Below are 16,282 nucleotides of genomic sequence, written 5' to 3' on the forward strand. Positions count from 1 at the left end.
GGGGGTCCTTCGTCAGGTGGCGGGGCTGGGGTCCGAGCGCTCGTCGGCGGGCGCGGCCTGCACGTCGCGGACGCGGTACCGCTCCACCGCCTCGCGCACCTTCGCGCGGTCGATCTCGCCGCGGTCGGCCAGCGCGCCGAGGGTGCGGACGACGATCGACTCGGCGTCGACGTGGAAGTGCCGCCGCAGCGCCGGGCGGGTGTCGGACAGGCCGAACCCGTCGGTGCCCAGCGTCGCCATCCCGCCGGGGACGTAGGGCGCGATGAGGTCGGGCACCGACCGCATCCAGTCCGAGACCGCGACGACGGGGCCGTCGGCGCCCTGCAGCCGCTGGGTCACGTAGGGGACCTGCGGCTCCTCCTCCGGGTGCAGGAAGTTGCGCTCGCTGACCTCGTCGGCCTGGCGGCGCAGCTCGGTCCAGGAGGTCACCGACCACACGTCGGCCGACACGCCCCAGTCCTCGCGCAGCAGCTCCTGCGCGCGCAGCGCCCACGGCACCGCCACCCCGCTGGCCAGCACCTGCGCCCGGGGGCCCTCGCCGTGGCCGGGCGCGTACAGGTACATGCCGGCCAGCAGGCCCTGCACGTCGAGGCCCTCGGGCTCGGCCGGCTGGTTGTAGGGCTCGTTGTAGACGGTCAGGTAGTACATGACGTCGGGGCTGCGGTGCCCGCCCAGCGGCGCACCCGGGTCCTCGCCGTACATGCGGACCAGCGCGTCGCGGGTGATGTGCCCGACCTCGTAGGAGAACGCCGGGTCGTAGGACACCACCGCCGGGTTGGTGTGCGCCAGCAGCAGCGAGTGGCCGTCCTCGTGCTGCAGGCCCTCGCCGTTGAGCGTCGTCCGCCCGGCGGTCGCGCCCAGGACGAAGCCGCGGGTCATCTGGTCCGAGGCCGCCCAGAACGAGTCGCCGGTCCGCTGGAACCCGAACATCGAGTAGAAGATGTAGATCGGGATCATCGGCTCGCCGTGCGTGGCGTACGAGGTGCCGGCGGCGGTGAACGACGCCGTGGACCCGGCCTCGTTGATGCCCTCGTGCAGGATCTGGCCCTGCTCGGACTCCTTGTAGGCCAGCATCAGCTCGCGGTCGACCGAGGTGTAGCGCTGCCCGCCCGGGTTGTAGATCTTCTGCGACGGGAAGAGGGAGTCCATCCCGAAGGTGCGGGCCTCGTCGGGGATGATCGGCACGAAGCGCGGGCCGAGCTCCTTGTCCTTGAGCAGCTCCTTGAGCAGGCGGACGAACGCCATCGTCGTCGCCACCTCCTGCTTGCCCGAGCCGCGCCGCAGGACGTCGAGGGCCTTGTCGTCGGGCGCCTTGAGGGTCTTGAACTCCGCCCGCCGCCGCGGCACCGCACCACCCAGGGCCCGCCGCCGCTCGAGCATGTACTGCATCTCGTCGGAGTCCGGCTCGGGCTTGTAGTAGGGCGGCAGGGTCTTGTCCAGCGCCTCGTCGGGGATGGGCAGGTAGAGCCGGTCGCGGAAGGCGGCGAGGTCCTCGGCGGTCAGCTTCTTCATCTGGTGGGTGGAGTTGCGGCCCTCGAAGTGGCTGCCCAGCGTCCAGCCCTTGATGGTCTTGGCGAGGATGACCGTCGGCTGGCCCTTGTGCTCCACCGCCGCCTTGAACGCCGCGTAGACCTTGCGGTAGTCGTGCCCGCCGCGGGAGAGGTCCCAGACCTCCTTGTCGCTCATGTTCTCCACGAGCCTGCGGGTGCGCGGGTCGCGGCCGAAGAAGTGCTCGCGCACGTAGGCGCCGTCCTCGGCCTTGTAGGTCTGGTAGTCGCCGTCGGGCGTGGAGTTCATCAGGTTGACCAGCGCGCCGTCGCGGTCGGCGGCCAGCAGCCGGTCCCACTCCCGGCCCCAGATCACCTTGATGACGTTCCAGCCGGCGCCGCGGAAGAAGGACTCCAGCTCCTGGATGACCTTGCCGTTGCCGCGCACCGGGCCGTCGAGGCGCTGCAGGTTGCAGTTGACGACGAAGGTGAGGTTGTCCAGCTCCTCGCGGGCGGCCAGGCCGATCAGGCCCAGCGACTCCGGCTCGTCCATCTCGCCGTCGCCGAGGAAGGCCCAGACGTGCTGGTCGGAGGTGTCCTTGATGCCGCGGCTGTGCAGGTAGCGGTTGAAGCGCGCCTGGTAGATCGCGTTCATCGGGCCCAGGCCCATGGAGACGCTGGGGAACTCCCAGAAGTCCGGCATCAGCCGCGGGTGGGGGTAGGACGACAACCCGCCCCCGGGGTGGCTGACCTCCTGCCGGAAGCCGTCGAGCTGGTGCTCGCTGAGCCGACCCTCGAGGTAGGCGCGGGCGTAGATGCCGGGGGAGGCGTGCCCCTGGAACCAGATCTGGTCGCCGCCGCCGGGGTGGTCCTTGCCGCGGAAGAAGTGGTTGAAGCCGACCTCGTAGAGCGAGGCCGACGACGCGTAGGAGGAGATGTGGCCGCCGACGGCGATCCCCGGCCGCTGCGCGCGGTGGACCATGATCGCGGCGTTCCACCGGATGTAGGCGCGGATCCGCCGCTCGGTGTCCTCGTCGCCGGGGAAGTACGGCTCGCGCTCGGGCGGGATCGTGTTGATGTAGTCGGTGCTGCGGAGGGCCGGGACGCCGACCTGCTGCTCACGGCTGCGCTGCAGCATCTTGAGCATGAGGTAGCGGGCGCGCCCGCGGCCTGCGTGCTCGACGACGCTGTCGAGCGACTCCACCCACTCCTGGGTCTCGTCGGGATCGGTGTCGACCAGCTGACTGGGGAGCCCGTCGGTGATGACCGCGCGGGGCTGGCCGGCGTCGCGGGTGGGGTCGCCACCCTGCTGCGGTGAGCTCATGCCCCCATCGTCTCGCGTCCGGCGCCCCGGCGTCACGCGAGGAGCCCAGGTCGATCCCCGCGCGGGCGCACGGAGGGCCCGCGCGCCCACCCGCGGACCGCTTGCGCCTGACCAGGCATGCCCTACGCTCCTGCCCACGCGGACCGACGCCGTCGGCGCCGCACGTCCGGGTTCGAGGGGGGTGACATGACCAGGCTGCGGGTGCCCTCCCCGCCGGTCGTGTCCGCCGTCGGCCCGTGCCGTCCCCCCGCGCCGGAGAGCCGGCGTCGCGTGCCCGCCGTCTCCCGGCCGGCACCCCACGGAGCACCGGAGGAACAGCAGGGATGAGCGTCGACTCGGGCAGCGCCAGCATGGCGGCCCGGCTGGGCATCAAGCCGGGCATGGTCGTGCAGGAGCTCGGCTGGGACGAGGACGCCGACGAGGACCTGCGCGACTCCATCATGGAGGCCTGCGGCAGCGACATGGTCGACGAGGACACCGACGAGGTGGCCGACGTCGTCCTGCTGTGGTGGCGCGAGGACGACGGCGACCTCGTCGACGCGCTGGTCGACGCGATCGCCTCGCTGGCCGACGACGGCGTCGTCTGGCTGCTGGTGCCCAAGTCCGGGCGCCCCGGCCACGTCGAGCCCGGCGACGTCACCGAGGCCGCGCCCACCGCCGGCCTCGCGCAGACCAGCAGCATCTCCGCGGCCAAGGACTGGTCGGGCATCCGGCTGGTCACCCCGAAGACGGCCCGCACCCGCCGGTGAAGGACCCCCTCGCCCCCCACCCCTCGCGAGCTCGGGGCGGGGCCCTGCGAGGGGGCCGTTCCAGCACCTCACCTCGTGGGGCACGATCGGGCGCATGAGCCTCTCCGTCGGCGACGTCGCGCCCGACTTCAGCCTGCCCGACCAGGACCGCCAGGTCGTCTCCCTCGCCGAGCTGCGGGGCCGGCCGGTGCTGGTCGTCTTCTACCCGTTCGCCTTCTCCGGCATCTGCACCGGTGAGCTGTGCCAGCTGCGCGACGAGATCGCCACCTACACCGGCGCCGGCGTGACGGTGCTCGCGATCAGCACCGACCCGGTGTTCAGCCTCAAGGCGTTCAAGGCGCAGGAGGGCCTGGACTTCCCGCTGCTGTCGGACTTCTGGCCGCACGGCGCGACCGCGCAGGCCTACGGCGTGTTCAACGACAAGGCCGGCATGGCGCTGCGCGGCACGTTCCTGGTCGACGCCGAGGGGAAGATCGCTTTCGCCGAGGTCAACTCGCCCGGTGACGCGCGCGAGCAGTCCGGCTGGAAGGACGCCGTCGCCAGGCTCGCCGCCTAGTCTGGGCGAGCGGGGCGCGTAGCTCAGCGGGAGAGCTCTCGCCTTACAAGCGAGCGGTCGCCGGTTCGATCCCGGCCGCGCCCACCTCTGCGGAGCAGGATCGGCGGAGCCGTCGTCGCGGGACGCCGGCGGACTGCCGGTCTGCGCCATGGTGGTCGGCGTGACGGAGCCGCCCGCCTGGAGGGACCAGTACGCCCGGGAGCTGTTCACCTACGAGCAGCTCGTGGCGCGCAGCAGCCAGAGCGACGCGGTGCCGTGGCTGGTCCCGGCCCTCGCGCTCACCGCCCAGGCCGTCCTGCTCGGCACGGCCCTGGACCCCGACCGCGAACCGTGGCCGACGACCGTCGCCTGCGCCGTGGGGGTGCTGATCACGGTTCTGGCCTGGCAGCTGATGGGTCGCCACCGGTACCACTCCGACCTGGACCGCGCGGAGATGCTGCGCCTGGAGGCCGAGCTCGGCCTGCGCCCCATCGCCGACCGGGGGTCGCAGGCGGCCCGCCTCGTGGCCGTGCGCCCGCCCCGGCTGGGTTCGCTGAGCAGCTTCCGGGTCTGGCGGGTGGGCCTCCTGCTCGTCGCGGTCGTCGACGTCCTCGTCGCGGTGACCGTCTGGTGGCAGCCCCGTTCCCTCGTGGAGTGGCGGGTCACCGCGGCGGTGGTCGCCGTGGGACTGCTGGCCGCGCTCGTCTGGCTCGGGGTCCGCGTCGTGGGGACGCGATCCCGGGCGTGACCCGTCCCGTCGAGTGGTCGGCCGTCGTGGTCACGGGCGCCCGGAGACCACGGAGGACGACCGGTCGGGGAGCCGGGTGCCTCCCGTCAGGCGGCGGCGGCCGGGCGGAAGGTGAACTCGGGGACGTCCGGGCGCGGGAACGCCGGCCGCAGCGCCAGCGGGGAGCGGAACGGGCGCCAGGTGCCCTCGGGCTGGGCGAGCCGGTCGGCCACCGCGTAGATGACCGCCGGGTTGTGGCCCATGCCCAGGTGGCTGGCGTGGACGGCGATGTTCTCCGCGTGCGGCGAGAGCCGGTCCAGGCACGCCTGCCAGGCGACGATCCCGTCCTGGTGGGAGTAGATCGACGTCGAGGGCACCTGCAGGGGGGTCGCCTCGCTCTGCAGCGGCAGGGTCCGCCGCTCCACGTGCAGGTGCGAGTAGCGCTCGAAGACCCGGTGTGCGCGGGTCTGGGTGTCGGCCTGCAGCGCGAACGGGCTGCCGAGGGTGATCACCTGGCGGACGGCGTCGGGGGTCTTGCGGGCGAGGTCGCGGGCGAAGATGCCGCCGAGGCTCTGGCCGACGAGGCTGACCGGCCGGCCGTAGCGGTCGCCGAGGTCCTCGATGCGCCGGGCCATGCCCTCGACGCACTCCGCGGTCGGCCCGATGTTGCGGCCCAGGCGCCAGCCGTGCACGCGGTAGCCGAGCCGGCGCAGCACGCGGCGCAGGGTGGTCGTGGACATGTCGTCGGCCATCAGGCCGGGCAGCACGAGCACCGGGTGCCCGTCGCCGACCGGCAGGCGGGGGAGCAGCGGGCGGGCCGCGAGGTAGAGGCCGTAGTCGGCGACCGCGCGGCCCACCTCGGTGAGGTACAGCGGGAGGCCGGGACCCTCGAACTGCTGTCGTGACACGTCGTCCTCCTCGCCGGCAGCCCCGTTGCCGCCGAACGGGGCGATACCACTCTGGGGCTCCCGTCACACCTGACTGTTCCGGCGCGCGGCAGCAGCAGCGTGCCGAGTGTGGCGCACACCACACCGGTCGCAGGGGTCCCACCTGCACGGCGCGCGAGGCCGGCCGGGCCGTGGAACCGTACGGTCGGCGGCGCGCGTGGCACCGACGACAGCAGGAGGACGGCGAGTGGAGCACCCCGGGACGAGCAGGACGGTCGACCTCGGCGGTCCGGTGCACGTCGTGGACTACGGCGGTACCGACGGCGGCCCCGCCGTCGTCCTGGTGCACGGGCTGGGCGGCTCCCACGGCAACTGGGACCTGCTCGCCCCGCTGCTGACGCCGTCGGCCCGGGTGTGGGCGCTGGACCTGCCCGGTTTCGGCCGCAGCGAGCCCGGTGACCGCCGCGCCACCGTGCCGGCCAACGTCGCGGTGCTGCGGCGGTTCCTGCGCGAGGTGGTCGGCGAGCCGGCGGTGCTCGTGGGCAACTCGATGGGCGGGATGATCTCGCTGTTCACCGCGGCGTCCGCTCCCGACGCCGTCCGGGCGCTGGTGCTGCTCGACCCGGCGCTGCCCGGCGGCCGACGTCGGCTGGACCCGCTGGTGGCGGCCACCTTCGCGCTCTACGCGCTCCCGGGGATCGGCGAGCGGGTGCTGTCCCTGCGGCGGGCCCGCCAGACGCCGCTCACCCGCGTCCGCGCGATGCTGCAGCTCGTCGGCGTCGACCCCGACGAGCTGCCCGCCCCGGTGGTCGACCGCGCTGTCGCCCTGCTCGAGCAGCGCGACGACGTCGTCGGCATGGACCGCGCGTTCCTCACCGCGGCCCGCTCGCTGCTGGGCATCCTGATCCGCCCGCAGCGCTACCGGGACGCGATGGCCCGGGTGGGCGCCCCGGTGCTGCTGGTGCAGGGCGACCAGGACCGGCTGGTGCCGGTGTCGGCCGCACGGGAGGTCGCCGCCGCGAACCCCGCCTGGCGGTACGAGGAGCTGGCCGGCGTCGGGCACGTGCCGCAGCTGCAGGTGCCCGAGCGCCTGGCCGACCTCGTGCTGGCGTGGCTGGCGGAGTCCGCCGTCAGCGGGAGCGCAGCTCGGTCTTGAGCACCTTCCCGCTGGGGCCCTTGGGCAGCTCGTCGATGACGACCACCTGCCGCGGGTACTTGTAGGCCGCCAGCCGCTCCTTGCAGAACGCGATGACCTCCTCCGGCTCGGCCGACGCCCCGGCCTTGAGGCTGACGAACGCCACGACCTCCTCACCCAGCCGCTCGTCGGGCCGGCCGATGACGGCGGCCTCGAGCACGGCCGGGTGGGCGTGCAGGACCTCCTCGATCTCGCGCGGGTAGACGTTGAACCCGCCGCGGATGACCAGGTCCTTCTTGCGGTCGACGATGTAGAAGAAGCCGTCGTCGTCCTGGTAGCCGAGGTCGCCGGTGTGGAACCAGCCGCCGCGCATGGCCTCGGCGGTGGCCTCCGGGCGGCCGAGGTAGCCCTTCATGATGTTGTGCCCGCGCAGCACGATCTCACCGACGTGGTCCGGGCCGGTCGGCAGCGGCGCGTCGTCGGGGTCGACGACGCGGACCTCGCAGCCCCACAGGCGCTTGCCGATCGACATGACCCGGCGCTCCTCGGCGCTGCGGTTGAACGTGGCGACCGCGCAGGTCTCCGACAGCCCGTAGCCCTCGAGCACCGTGGCGGCGTAGGCGGCCTCGAAGCCCTTGATGACCTCGCCGGGGATGGAGGCGCCACCGGAGACGCAGATCCGCAGGCTGGACACGTCTCGGCCGGTGAGGTCGGCGTGCATGAGGGCCACGAACATCGTCGGCACGCCGCAGAACACCGTGACCCGGTGCTGCTCCATCGCGTCGAGCACCGCGCCGACCTCGAAGCGGGGCACCAGCACGAGGGTCGCCGCCGAGCGGACGGCGCAGTTCATGACGCTGGACAGGCCGAAGACGTGGAACAGCGGCAGCACCGCCATGGCGACGTCGTCGTCGCGGTAGGCGAACGTCTCGGCCGCCACCGAGGCGGCCATGTAGGTCTGGAAGTGGGTGAGCTCGGCGCCCTTCGGGCGGCCGGTCGTGCCGCTGGTGTAGATGACCACCGCGGTGTCCTCGGGGGACATCTGCTCGACGTCGGCCGGGTCGGCGCCCTCGCCGTCGGCCATCAGGGCGTCGAAGGGCGTGGTGTCGGCCGGCAGCGCGTCCACCGGCGCGCCGGGTGAGGGGACGACGTACACGCGGACGTCGCCGGCCTCGGCCGCGCCCTTGACCGCCTCGTCGGCGAACGCGTCGAAGGTGATCAGCGCCTTCGCCCCGCTGTCGCTGAGGTGGTAGGCGACCTCCGGCGCCTTGAGCAGCGGGTTGAGCGGCACGAGCGTCAGCCCGGCCTTGAGCGCACCGAAGTAGGCGAGCACGAACTGCGGGACGTTCGGCAGCTGCAGCGCCACCGAGTCGCCCCGGCGCAGCCCGGCCGCGCGCAGGCCCGCCGCGACCTGCCCCGACAGGACGTCGACCTGCCGGTAGGAGAGCCGCAGCGGGCCCATGAGCAGCATCGGCTTGTCGGGGTGGGCGAGGGCGGACTCGCGCAGGATGGTGGCGAGGTTGAAGCTCATGGCCGCTCCTGGGCTGTGACGGGGGTTACACCCGGTCCAGTACCGCGACCTGCCCGGCTCAACCCTGCGCGAGCGCCACCACCTCGTCGAGGCTCGCCTGCAGGTCGGCCACCAGCCCGGCCGGGTCCGTGACCGCGGCCGCGTCGAGGTTCATCCCGATGCAGCACTGCCCCTCGTGCGACAGCAGGGTGATCATCGCCGCGCACCCGGGCAGCGGGCCGAACGGGTACATCCGGTCGATGCGCGAGCCGGCGATGTAGACCGGGTGGGTCACCCCCGGCACGTTGGACACCTGGACGTCGTTGGCGCTGGTCAGCTGCCCGGAGACGGCGCCGATCACCGGGGCGGGCAGCCAGCTCAGCGTCGGGGCGAGCAGGTCGTTGAGCACGCTGGAGCTCGCGTCGCCGCGCACCGACATGACGAACTCGCGGATCGCCCGGATGCGGACGGCGGGGTCGGCCTCGTCCAGCGGCGCGGGGAAGCGGGCGCCGGTGAACCGGTTGCCGCCCTCGGGCGCGTCCTGGGCGCGCAGGCTGATCGGGATGCCGACCGCCAGCGTGCCCAGCGGCGCCCCGTGCCGCTGGTGGTAGCGCCGGAACCCGCCGATCACCGCGGCGAGGTAGCCGTCGTTGAGCGAGCCCCCGGCGGCCTTGGCGCCGGCCTTGAGGTCGGCCAGCGGCACCTCGAGCACCTCCAGGTGCCAGCCGCCGCCGCGCGGGGTGAGCAGCGTCGAGCCCGGCCCGGGCGGGGCGAGGGTGCGGCCGGCCGAGCGCGCCGAGCCCAGCGCGGAGCTGACCAGGTCCCACGGCCGGGCGCCGGCGGTCAGCGCGCCGACCCCGCGGCGCAGCACCGCCATCGGCGCCGAGCGGGCGGTCCCGACGAGCTGCTCGGTGAGCAGGCCGGTGCGCGAGACGCCGTCGTCGGGGAGGGGGACCGGCGGCTCGGGGCGCGCCGGGTCGTGCTCGGCGGTGCGGCTGTGCAGCCGGCTCATCAGCTGCACCGCGCCGAGCCCGTCGGTGGTGCTGTGGTGGGTCTTGACCACGTAGCCGGCGCGCCCGTCGGAGAGCCCCTCGACCAGCATCGCCTGCCACAGCGGCCGGTCGCGGTCCAGCGGCGCGGAGACGAACTCCCCGACGACGTCGAGCAGCTGCCGCATCGAGCCGGGCTCCTCGAGCCGGACCCGCCGCACGTGCGCGTCGAGGTCGAGTTCGGGCACGGTGACCCAGCGCGGCGTGCCGATGCCCAGCGCCGGCTCCACCACCCGCTGGCGCATCCGCGGCACCATCCGGGAGGCCCACTCGTGGGCGTTGCGCAGCCGCTCCCAGTCGGGGGCGGGGTCGAGCAGCTCCAGCAGCGCGACGTTGGCGCGCAGCCGCGGGTCGGCCACCTCCGCGCGCCACATCGCCGTCTCCAGGGGGTTCATCTCCGGGGCGCTGCCCCAGGCCAGCGGCGGCGCGGGCACCGGGCTGGGCTCGCCGGCGGTCGGCTCCTCGCTGACCACCGGACGCTCACCGCGACCGCCCCAGTTGGCCAGGGTGCGCAGGTACTGGTCGTGCACCTCGGCGACCCGCTCGTCGAGCTCCTCGACGGTCCAGCCGTCGGTCGACACCGGCGGCAGCACCCGCACCTGGACGACGCCCGGGTGGATCACCGAGGCGCCCCGCCACATGAGCTCGCCGGTGTTGCGCAGCACGATCGGCACGATCGGGACGCCGGCCTGCACCGCGACGTGGAAGGCGCCCTTCTTGAACGGGCCGAGGGTCGGGGTGGCCGAGCGGGTGCCCTCGGGGGCGACGACCAGCGAGATGCCCTCGCGCAGCCGCTCCACCGCGGGCTCGAGCGCCCTGCGCGCCTGCGCGGGGTCGCCGCGGTCGACGAAGGCGACGTCGGCGAGGCGGAAGGCCAGCCCGAAGCCCGGGGTGCGGGCGAGCTCCTTCTTGGCCACGCCGGTGAAGCCGCCGCGCAGCAGCTTGGCCAGCACCAGGACGTCGAGCTGGCTCTGGTGGTTGAACAGGAACACCGCCGGCCGGGTGGCCAGGTGCTCGGCGCCCTGGACGTCGACCCGGACGCCGGCCAGCGCGCTGCCTAGTTCACCCGCGAGGGTGATGCCGAGGTCGACCGCCTCGCGGCGGGAGCCGCCGAGCGCGCCCACGGCCACGCCGGTGGCGAAGCCGCCGATCATGCCGCCGAGGCCCGCGACGGTGCGGGCGACGTCGACCGGCGAGGCGCTGCCGCGGCGGCGGAAGCGGGCCACCGGCCAGGAGTAGTGCCGGGCGGCGGCGGCCAGCCCGCGGCCGGGGTTGAGCGCGCGGCCGCGCCCGACCGTGCGCAGGAAGGGCACGTCCTCGTCGCCGTTGGAGTAGGCGTAGCTCTGCAGCAGGTCGATGCCGTGCTCCTCGGCGAAGGCACGCACCGCGGCGGCCTTGCCCGTGCGCCACAGCAGCGGCCCGCCCGGGCGCCCGGTACACACGCCGTCGACGATCTCGACGGGGGAGACCAGCACGTGCTCCACGCCGAGGGCGCGCGCGGCCGGCTCGACCTGGAAGCGGGTGGCCGAGGAGGCCAGGACGACGGTGTGCCCGGCGTTGAGGTGCGCGGTGACCAGGCGCCAGGCCTCCGGGTACAGCGACCCGGCGATGCCCTGCACGAACAGCCGCTCGCCGAGCTCGACCAGCTCGTCCTCGCTGCGGCCGGCCCAGGCGCGCATGCCGGTGATCGTGAACCGCTCGAAGTCCTCCTCGGTGGTGACCCCGCGCAGCCCGGACAGCAGCAGCTGGCCCAGCGCGTTCGGCGTCACCTCCAGCGAGCGCAGGTGGTGGCGGGCGAAGGCGGCCAGCGAGTAGCCGTCGATGACGGTGCCGTCGAAGTCGAAGAACGCGCCGACGCGCGGCCCGGGGGGCGCGGCCTCGACGTCGGCGATCAGCTGCTCCTCGGTCCAGACGCTGCTCCGGGCCATCGCCGCGGCGTTCTCGCGCAACCCGCCGGTCGGCGTCTCCTGGTCGGCCGTCACGGCTCCACCCCCACGTTCTCCCGCCGCGCCGCGGCGTCCAACTCGTCGATCACTCCTACTCGGCCGACGACGTCGCGGACTTGAGCGGCCCACTCCTGCCGGCGGCGGGCCAGGTCCTCCCGGCCGGGGTCGACGAGGTCGAGGTTGGCGGCCAGCTGCAGCGCGCTGCCGAACAGCTCGCGCGAGAGCGACTCCGGCCCGTGCAGCCGGCCCTGCAGCAGCATCTGCTGGCCCACGCCGCTGCACTCGGCGAGGAACTCCGCCTGCACCACCGGCGTGCGCGGGTCGCGGGCGGCCAGCCGCTCGGCCACGACCAGCTGCGCGTCGACGAAGGAGCGCAGCACCCGGTGGGCGAACAGCAGCGGCGCCGCGCACAGCACCGCGCGGCCGTCGGCGGTCTCCCAGTGCGGGTCCAGCCGCTCCAGCTCGGCGGTCAGCCGCTCGCGGTAGGGCTCGCGCTCGGGGAAGAAGAACTCGAACTTCAGCAGGTCGCGCAGCCGGAACGCCTCGTCCCAGCGGTCGACCGGGTCGCGGAGCATCACCAGCTCGGCGATGGCCCGGTCGACGACGTGGTGGATGGCGCTGTTGCGGTAGAAGGCGGCCACCAGGTGCTGGCCGCGCTCGATGGCGTAGACCGGCTCCTCGCCGCCCTCGTAGACGGTGACCACGCCCTGCTGGGCGAGGGCGCCGAGCACCCGCTTCACGCCCGAGGCGGTGGCCAGCGCGGCGCCGGAGTGCGGGCGGCCGGTCTCGGTGAGGTAGGCCAGCAGCGGCTCGAGGACCCGCTGCACCTGGCCGAGGGTGAGCGCGCGGTCGCGGACGCCCAGCAGCGCCAGGGTGACCAGCGCCGTCGCCGTCGCGGGGGTGACCGAGTTGATGCCGACGGCGACCTGGAAGGCGACCTTCTGCAGGGTCAGCCGGCGCGCGTCGGGGTCGGCCGGGTCGGCACCGTTGCGGAGCGCCGCCGCCAGCGACAGCGGCTCGGCGAACCCGACGTGCACCGTGCCCAGCGGGGTGCGCACCTGCTCGCGGATGTAGGAGGCCATCCACGACAGCCCCTCGCCGCGCTTGGCGGCGCCGCCCTGCTCGGCGGCCATCCCGGTGACCTCGCGCAGCTGGTCGTAGGTGATCGACACGGGGACGACGTAGGCGTCCTCGACCCGGCCGCGCTCGACGGCGTCGGCGACGTAGCGCAGCAACCCGTGACGGGGCGGGCGCAGCTTGCCGGTGCGGGTGCGCCCGCCCTCCATGTACCACTCGAGGTTGAAGCGCTTGGCCAGCAGGAAGGCGAAGTACTCGCGGACGGCGAGCTTGTAGACCTGGTCGTCGCCGAAGCTGCGCCGGATGAACACCAGCCCCGCGCGCTTGGCCACGGGCCCGACCGGCCAGAACCGCAGGTTGTCCCCGCCGAGCACGTGGTTGCGCGGGAAGTCGTGCGCGGCGAGCACGTCGGCGAGGACCAGCGGGTCGACGTAGGAGCGGTGGCTGGGCAGGAACACCAGCGGGTGGCGCCGGTTGAGCTCGCGCAGGTCGTCGAGGCGGGCGGTGTCGGCCTGCACGTCCCAGGCGCGGGCGTGCACCGGCCGCAGGAAGGCGGTGAACAGCTCGACGGCCATCGGGTCCATCGCCGCGACCAGTCCGCCGAGGTCCTCGACCGCCTCGGCGTAGACCTCCTCCTCGGGCCGCTGGAGGCGCTCGGCGAGGGCGGCCACCTCGCCGCGGAACTCGGGGCTGTACTGGATCGCCTCGGCGACGTGGCGGGGCACCTTGGCCCGGTCGCCGACCACCTGCCGCTCGGCGCGGTCGAGGGCCAGCTCCGCCTGGCGGGCGATGAAGGCCGGCAGCGCGCCGCTGCCGTCCCACCGCCGGGTCAGCTCGGCGACGGTGGCGGGCTCGGCGACCACCACCCGGGCGCGGTCGGGGTCGCGGCGCAGCGCCGCGGCCTGCAGCGCGGCCGGGGGGCGGCGCAGCAGGGAGGGCCGGGCGTCGTGCAGCCGGCCGCGCCGGCTGCGCCCGGGGGCGGAGCCGGCGGGACGGCGCGGGGTCCACGCCACCCGGACCGCGGTGACGACGGTGTCGGGGGAGGCGGCGGCGAGCGCGTCGTGCAGGGCGGCGCCCCGCAGCGGCAGCACGGTCGCCCGGTCGCCGTCGGCGGGCAGCGCCCCGGCCACCAGCCGCCGCTCCACGTCGCTGGTCACGTCGGCCAGGACGATGGTCGGGACGTCGACGTCCACCAGCTCGCTCATGGGCACCTCTCTCCGGGGTTCCTCCCGGCCTGCTCGGGCTGCTGCCGGGCTCCCGGCCGGCGCTTGCGCCGCGGGACGCCGAGCCTGCCGGTCCGGCGTCGCGCGGGGAAGCTCACCCCGAGCGCAGGGTGGCGCGCAGCGCCTCCAGGCCGGTGTAGCGCGGCTGCCAGCCCAGCTGCTCGCGGGCCTTGGTCGTGTCCATGATGGCCGGGTGGCTGGCCGCCTCGACCCACTCGGCCGCCGGCGGCAGGAACGGCAGCCGCGACACCGCCCGCGCGGCCAGCTGCGCCGGCGCGGCCGGCAGGGGCAGCGGCAGCGCGCCGTACTCGCGGGCGACGTCGGCGGCGGTCAGCACGCCGTCGCCGGCGATGTTGTAGGCCCCGGGCGGGCCGGCGGCGACGACGCACTGCAGCAGCGCCTGGCCGACGTCGTCCTCGTGGATGAACTGCAGCGGCAGGGCCGGCACCGCGAGCGGCACCGGCACCGGCAGCCGCCGGGTGCTCTGCTCGGCCAGCCAGCGCCCCAGCGGGGCCAGCGGGCCGGGCAGCAGGTCCTTGGCGCCCACGGTGTGCGGGCCGAGCACCACCGGCGGGCGCAGCAGGTACAGCGCCAGCTCCGGGTGTGCCCGCGCCTCGGTCTGCAGCAGCTGCTCGAGCTCGGCCTTCTCCTGCGCGTAGAACAGCCGCGACGCCGGCCGCACCGGCCACTCCTCGGTCATCCCGACCGGGTTGTCCCGGTGGAAGCCGTAGGCGGCCAGGGAGGAGGCGTAGACGAAGCGGCGCGCCCCGGCCGCCGCGGCGGCGCGGAAGGCGTTGAGCGTGCCGTCGACGTTGATGGCCCGGGTCGTCTGGCGGGAGGCGTTGCCGGTGATGAGGAACGCCAGGTGCACGACGACGTCGGCGCCGGCGAACGCCTCGCGCAGCGCCTCGGTGTCGCGGACGTCGCCCTGCCGGTACTCCATCTTCGTCCAGCCGCGGGCGGCCGGGTCGAAGGGACGGCGGGCGATGCCGACCACCCGGCGCACGCGGTCGTCGGCCTGCAGCAGCGGGACCAGCCCCTCGCCGAAGGTGCCGGTGGGGCCGGTGACGGCGACGGTCAGGTCGGTCTGGGGAGCGGTCACGCCGGTTCCGCTACCCGGCCCCTCCGGCGGCGAACCCGCTCACCGGGCCGCCGCGGCCGGCTGGTCCTTCGCCAGGGCGACCAGCTCCTCGATGCCCCGGCAGATGCCCTCGGACAGCACGTCGACGTCGGGGAAGGCGTCGAAGTCGGCGTTGATGCCGAAGGTCATCCGGTCGAGGTAGCTGAAGATCCCGATGGAGACGCGGGTGCCGCCGGCGATCGGCACGTACGGGTGCGACGAGACCATCCGCCGGCCGAGCACGTACAGCGGCACGCGGGGGCCGGGCACGTTGGTGGTGACCGCCTGGCACCAGAACTGCCCCGCCTGCATGGAGGCCCGCACCCCGAGGGCGAGCAGCGTGGGCGCGGTGTAGTCGCCCATGGCGATGATCGAGCGGGCGTCGACGGCCTGCATCGTCCGCTTGTACTCGTCCATCTGCCGCCGGACGAGCGCCAGCCGCTCCGCCGGGTCGGGCTCGCCCACGGGCAGGTCGACGAAGACCGCCGTCACCTGGTTGTTCAGCGCGCCGCGCTCGTTCTCCTTGCGCACCGAGATCGGCACCATCGTGCGCACGACGGTGTCGGCGCCCAGCGCCCCGCGGCCCTGCAGCAGGTCGCGGAAGCCCCGGGTGATCGCGGTCAGCACGACGTCGTTGACCGTGCCGCCCAGGGCCGTGCGGGCCGCGGCGAGGTCGGCGAACTCGGCGTCGGCCCACGCCCACCGGCGGTGCGGCCCGATCGGCCCGGTCAGCGTGCGGGCCAGCGGGGTGAGCGCCTGCCGGGCCAGCGCGGGCAGGCTGGCCGCGGCCGCGCGGGTGCTCCGCACCAGGCTCCGCGCCCCGGAGCCGACCGCCTCGGGACCGGGCAGCGCGGTGAGCTGGCGCAGCGGCGCGGTGACCGTCTCGGCCACGGCGCCGGCGGCCATGGCCAGCCCCGAGGGGGTGCGCTGCGGCGTCCAGTCCGCCGGCGCCGGGTGCTCGGCGGCCGGGTCGAGGTCGAACATCACCTGCATCAGGTCGGTGCCGGCGACGCCGTCGACCATGCAGTGGTGGACCTTGGAGATCAGCGCCCAGCGGTCGTCCTCGAGGCCCTCGACCAGCCACACCTCCCACAGCGGCTTGGCCATGTCCAGCCGCTGGCCGAGCACCCGCCCGGCCAGGTTGCGCAGCTGCTCCCGGCCGCCCGGCTTCGGCACGGCGGTGTGCCGCACGTGGTAGAGGATCTGGAAGTGCGGGTCGTCGACCCACAGCGGCCGGCCCAGGCCGAGCGGCACCTCGCGCACCCGCTGCCGGTAGCGCGGGACCAGGGGCAGCTTGCTCAGCAGCAGCCGCACCAGGTCGCCGTAGGACGGCGCCGGGCCCTCGAACACCGACACCGAGCCCACGTGCAGCGGCGCGTTCTCGGTCTCGGCGTAGTAGAAGCCGGCGTCGGTGGCGCTCAGGCGGTCCACGGGTCTCTCCTCGGCTCGACGAGACGGTTGCGTCCGGTTCCTGTCCAGCGGACCGGGCCGCGACACACGGTCGTGCGGTGCC

The 16,282-nt window shown here is 74.6% G+C and carries 11 protein-coding genes and 1 tRNA gene; 5 read left to right on the forward strand and 7 right to left on the reverse strand.

Translation table 11 applies throughout. From position 1 onward, the window contains the following. Positions 1 to 12: 12 nt before the first annotated feature. The gene (gene aceE / locus ACI780_RS10665; protein WP_456870245.1) at positions 13 to 2,811 is read right to left on the reverse strand and encodes a pyruvate dehydrogenase (acetyl-transferring), homodimeric type; all 2,799 of its coding nucleotides are present in this window, start codon (positions 2,809 to 2,811) and stop codon (positions 13 to 15) included. A 323-nt stretch (positions 2,812 to 3,134) separates the two neighbouring features. Here aceE and ACI780_RS10670 point away from each other — a divergent pair, with 323 nt between their 5' ends. From ACI780_RS10670 to ACI780_RS10685, 4 genes are all read left to right on the forward strand, one after another. After that, a complete protein-coding gene (locus ACI780_RS10670) occupies positions 3,135 to 3,560 on the forward strand; it encodes a DUF3052 domain-containing protein (RefSeq protein ID WP_457002810.1) in 426 nt (141 codons plus the stop codon). Positions 3,561 to 3,654: 94 nt separating this feature from the next. Next, positions 3,655 to 4,116, forward strand: coding sequence for a peroxiredoxin (locus ACI780_RS10675; RefSeq protein WP_456870246.1), 462 nt, complete (start codon positions 3,655 to 3,657; stop codon positions 4,114 to 4,116). A 12-nt stretch (positions 4,117 to 4,128) separates the two neighbouring features. Continuing rightward, positions 4,129 to 4,200 (forward strand) — tRNA-Val (locus ACI780_RS10680). A 76-nt stretch (positions 4,201 to 4,276) separates the two neighbouring features. Then, the gene (locus ACI780_RS10685) at positions 4,277 to 4,843 is read left to right on the forward strand and encodes a hypothetical protein (protein WP_457002812.1); all 567 of its coding nucleotides are present in this window, start codon (positions 4,277 to 4,279) and stop codon (positions 4,841 to 4,843) included. 86 nt (positions 4,844 to 4,929) lie between these two features. Here ACI780_RS10685 and ACI780_RS10690 read toward each other — a convergent pair whose 3' ends face one another. Further along, complete coding sequence (locus tag ACI780_RS10690; RefSeq protein WP_456870248.1) at positions 4,930 to 5,730, reverse strand: esterase/lipase family protein; 801 nt, start codon at positions 5,728 to 5,730, stop codon at positions 4,930 to 4,932. 226 nt (positions 5,731 to 5,956) lie between these two features. Between ACI780_RS10690 and ACI780_RS10695 the strand changes: the two genes are divergently transcribed. Then, positions 5,957 to 6,865 carry an alpha/beta fold hydrolase gene (locus tag ACI780_RS10695; protein ID WP_456870249.1) on the forward strand — a complete coding sequence of 303 codons (909 nt, stop codon included), beginning with the start codon at positions 5,957 to 5,959 and terminating at the stop codon, positions 6,863 to 6,865. Here the strand turns inward: ACI780_RS10695 and ACI780_RS10700 are convergent. The 5 genes from ACI780_RS10700 to ACI780_RS10720 form a co-directional block, all read right to left on the reverse strand. Continuing rightward, positions 6,840 to 8,375, reverse strand: coding sequence for a long-chain-fatty-acid--CoA ligase (locus ACI780_RS10700; protein ID WP_457002815.1), 1,536 nt, complete (start codon positions 8,373 to 8,375; stop codon positions 6,840 to 6,842). The two genes, ACI780_RS10695 and ACI780_RS10700, sit on opposite strands and share 26 nt — an antisense overlap. A 58-nt stretch (positions 8,376 to 8,433) precedes the next feature. Further along, the gene (locus tag ACI780_RS10705) at positions 8,434 to 11,385 is read right to left on the reverse strand and encodes a wax ester/triacylglycerol synthase family O-acyltransferase (RefSeq protein ID WP_457002817.1); all 2,952 of its coding nucleotides are present in this window, start codon (positions 11,383 to 11,385) and stop codon (positions 8,434 to 8,436) included. Beyond that, entirely contained in the window at positions 11,382 to 13,631 is a 2,250-nt protein-coding gene (locus ACI780_RS10710) for a glycerol-3-phosphate 1-O-acyltransferase (RefSeq protein WP_456870252.1), read from the reverse strand. The genes ACI780_RS10705 and ACI780_RS10710 overlap by 4 nt, the downstream gene beginning before the upstream one ends. A gap of 112 nt (positions 13,632 to 13,743) precedes the next feature. Further along, positions 13,744 to 14,751, reverse strand: a complete 1,008-nt coding sequence (locus tag ACI780_RS10715; protein ID WP_456870253.1) for an NAD-dependent epimerase/dehydratase family protein — start codon at positions 14,749 to 14,751, stop codon at positions 13,744 to 13,746. 39 nt (positions 14,752 to 14,790) lie between these two features. Next, positions 14,791 to 16,200 carry a WS/DGAT/MGAT family O-acyltransferase gene (locus tag ACI780_RS10720; protein ID WP_456870254.1) on the reverse strand — a complete coding sequence of 470 codons (1,410 nt, stop codon included), beginning with the start codon at positions 16,198 to 16,200 and terminating at the stop codon, positions 14,791 to 14,793. Positions 16,201 to 16,282 lie beyond the last annotated feature (82 nt).

The sequence above is a fragment of the Geodermatophilus sp. SYSU D00814 genome (assembly GCF_054050055.1).

What these genes read in the sequence shown, in the direction of transcription:
- ACI780_RS10710 (WP_456870252.1), bottom strand. Translation starts at nt 13,631, where the DNA reads ATGAGCGAGCTGGTGGACGTCGACGTCCCGACCATCGTCCTGGCCGAC.
- ACI780_RS10675 (WP_456870246.1), top strand. Translation starts at nt 3,655, where the DNA reads ATGAGCCTCTCCGTCGGCGACGTCGCGCCCGACTTCAGCCTGCCCGAC.
- aceE (WP_456870245.1), bottom strand. Translation starts at nt 2,811, where the DNA reads ATGAGCTCACCGCAGCAGGGTGGCGACCCCACCCGCGACGCCGGCCAG.
- ACI780_RS10700 (WP_457002815.1), bottom strand. Translation starts at nt 8,375, where the DNA reads ATGAGCTTCAACCTCGCCACCATCCTGCGCGAGTCCGCCCTCGCCCAC.
- ACI780_RS10670 (WP_457002810.1), top strand. Translation starts at nt 3,135, where the DNA reads ATGAGCGTCGACTCGGGCAGCGCCAGCATGGCGGCCCGGCTGGGCATC.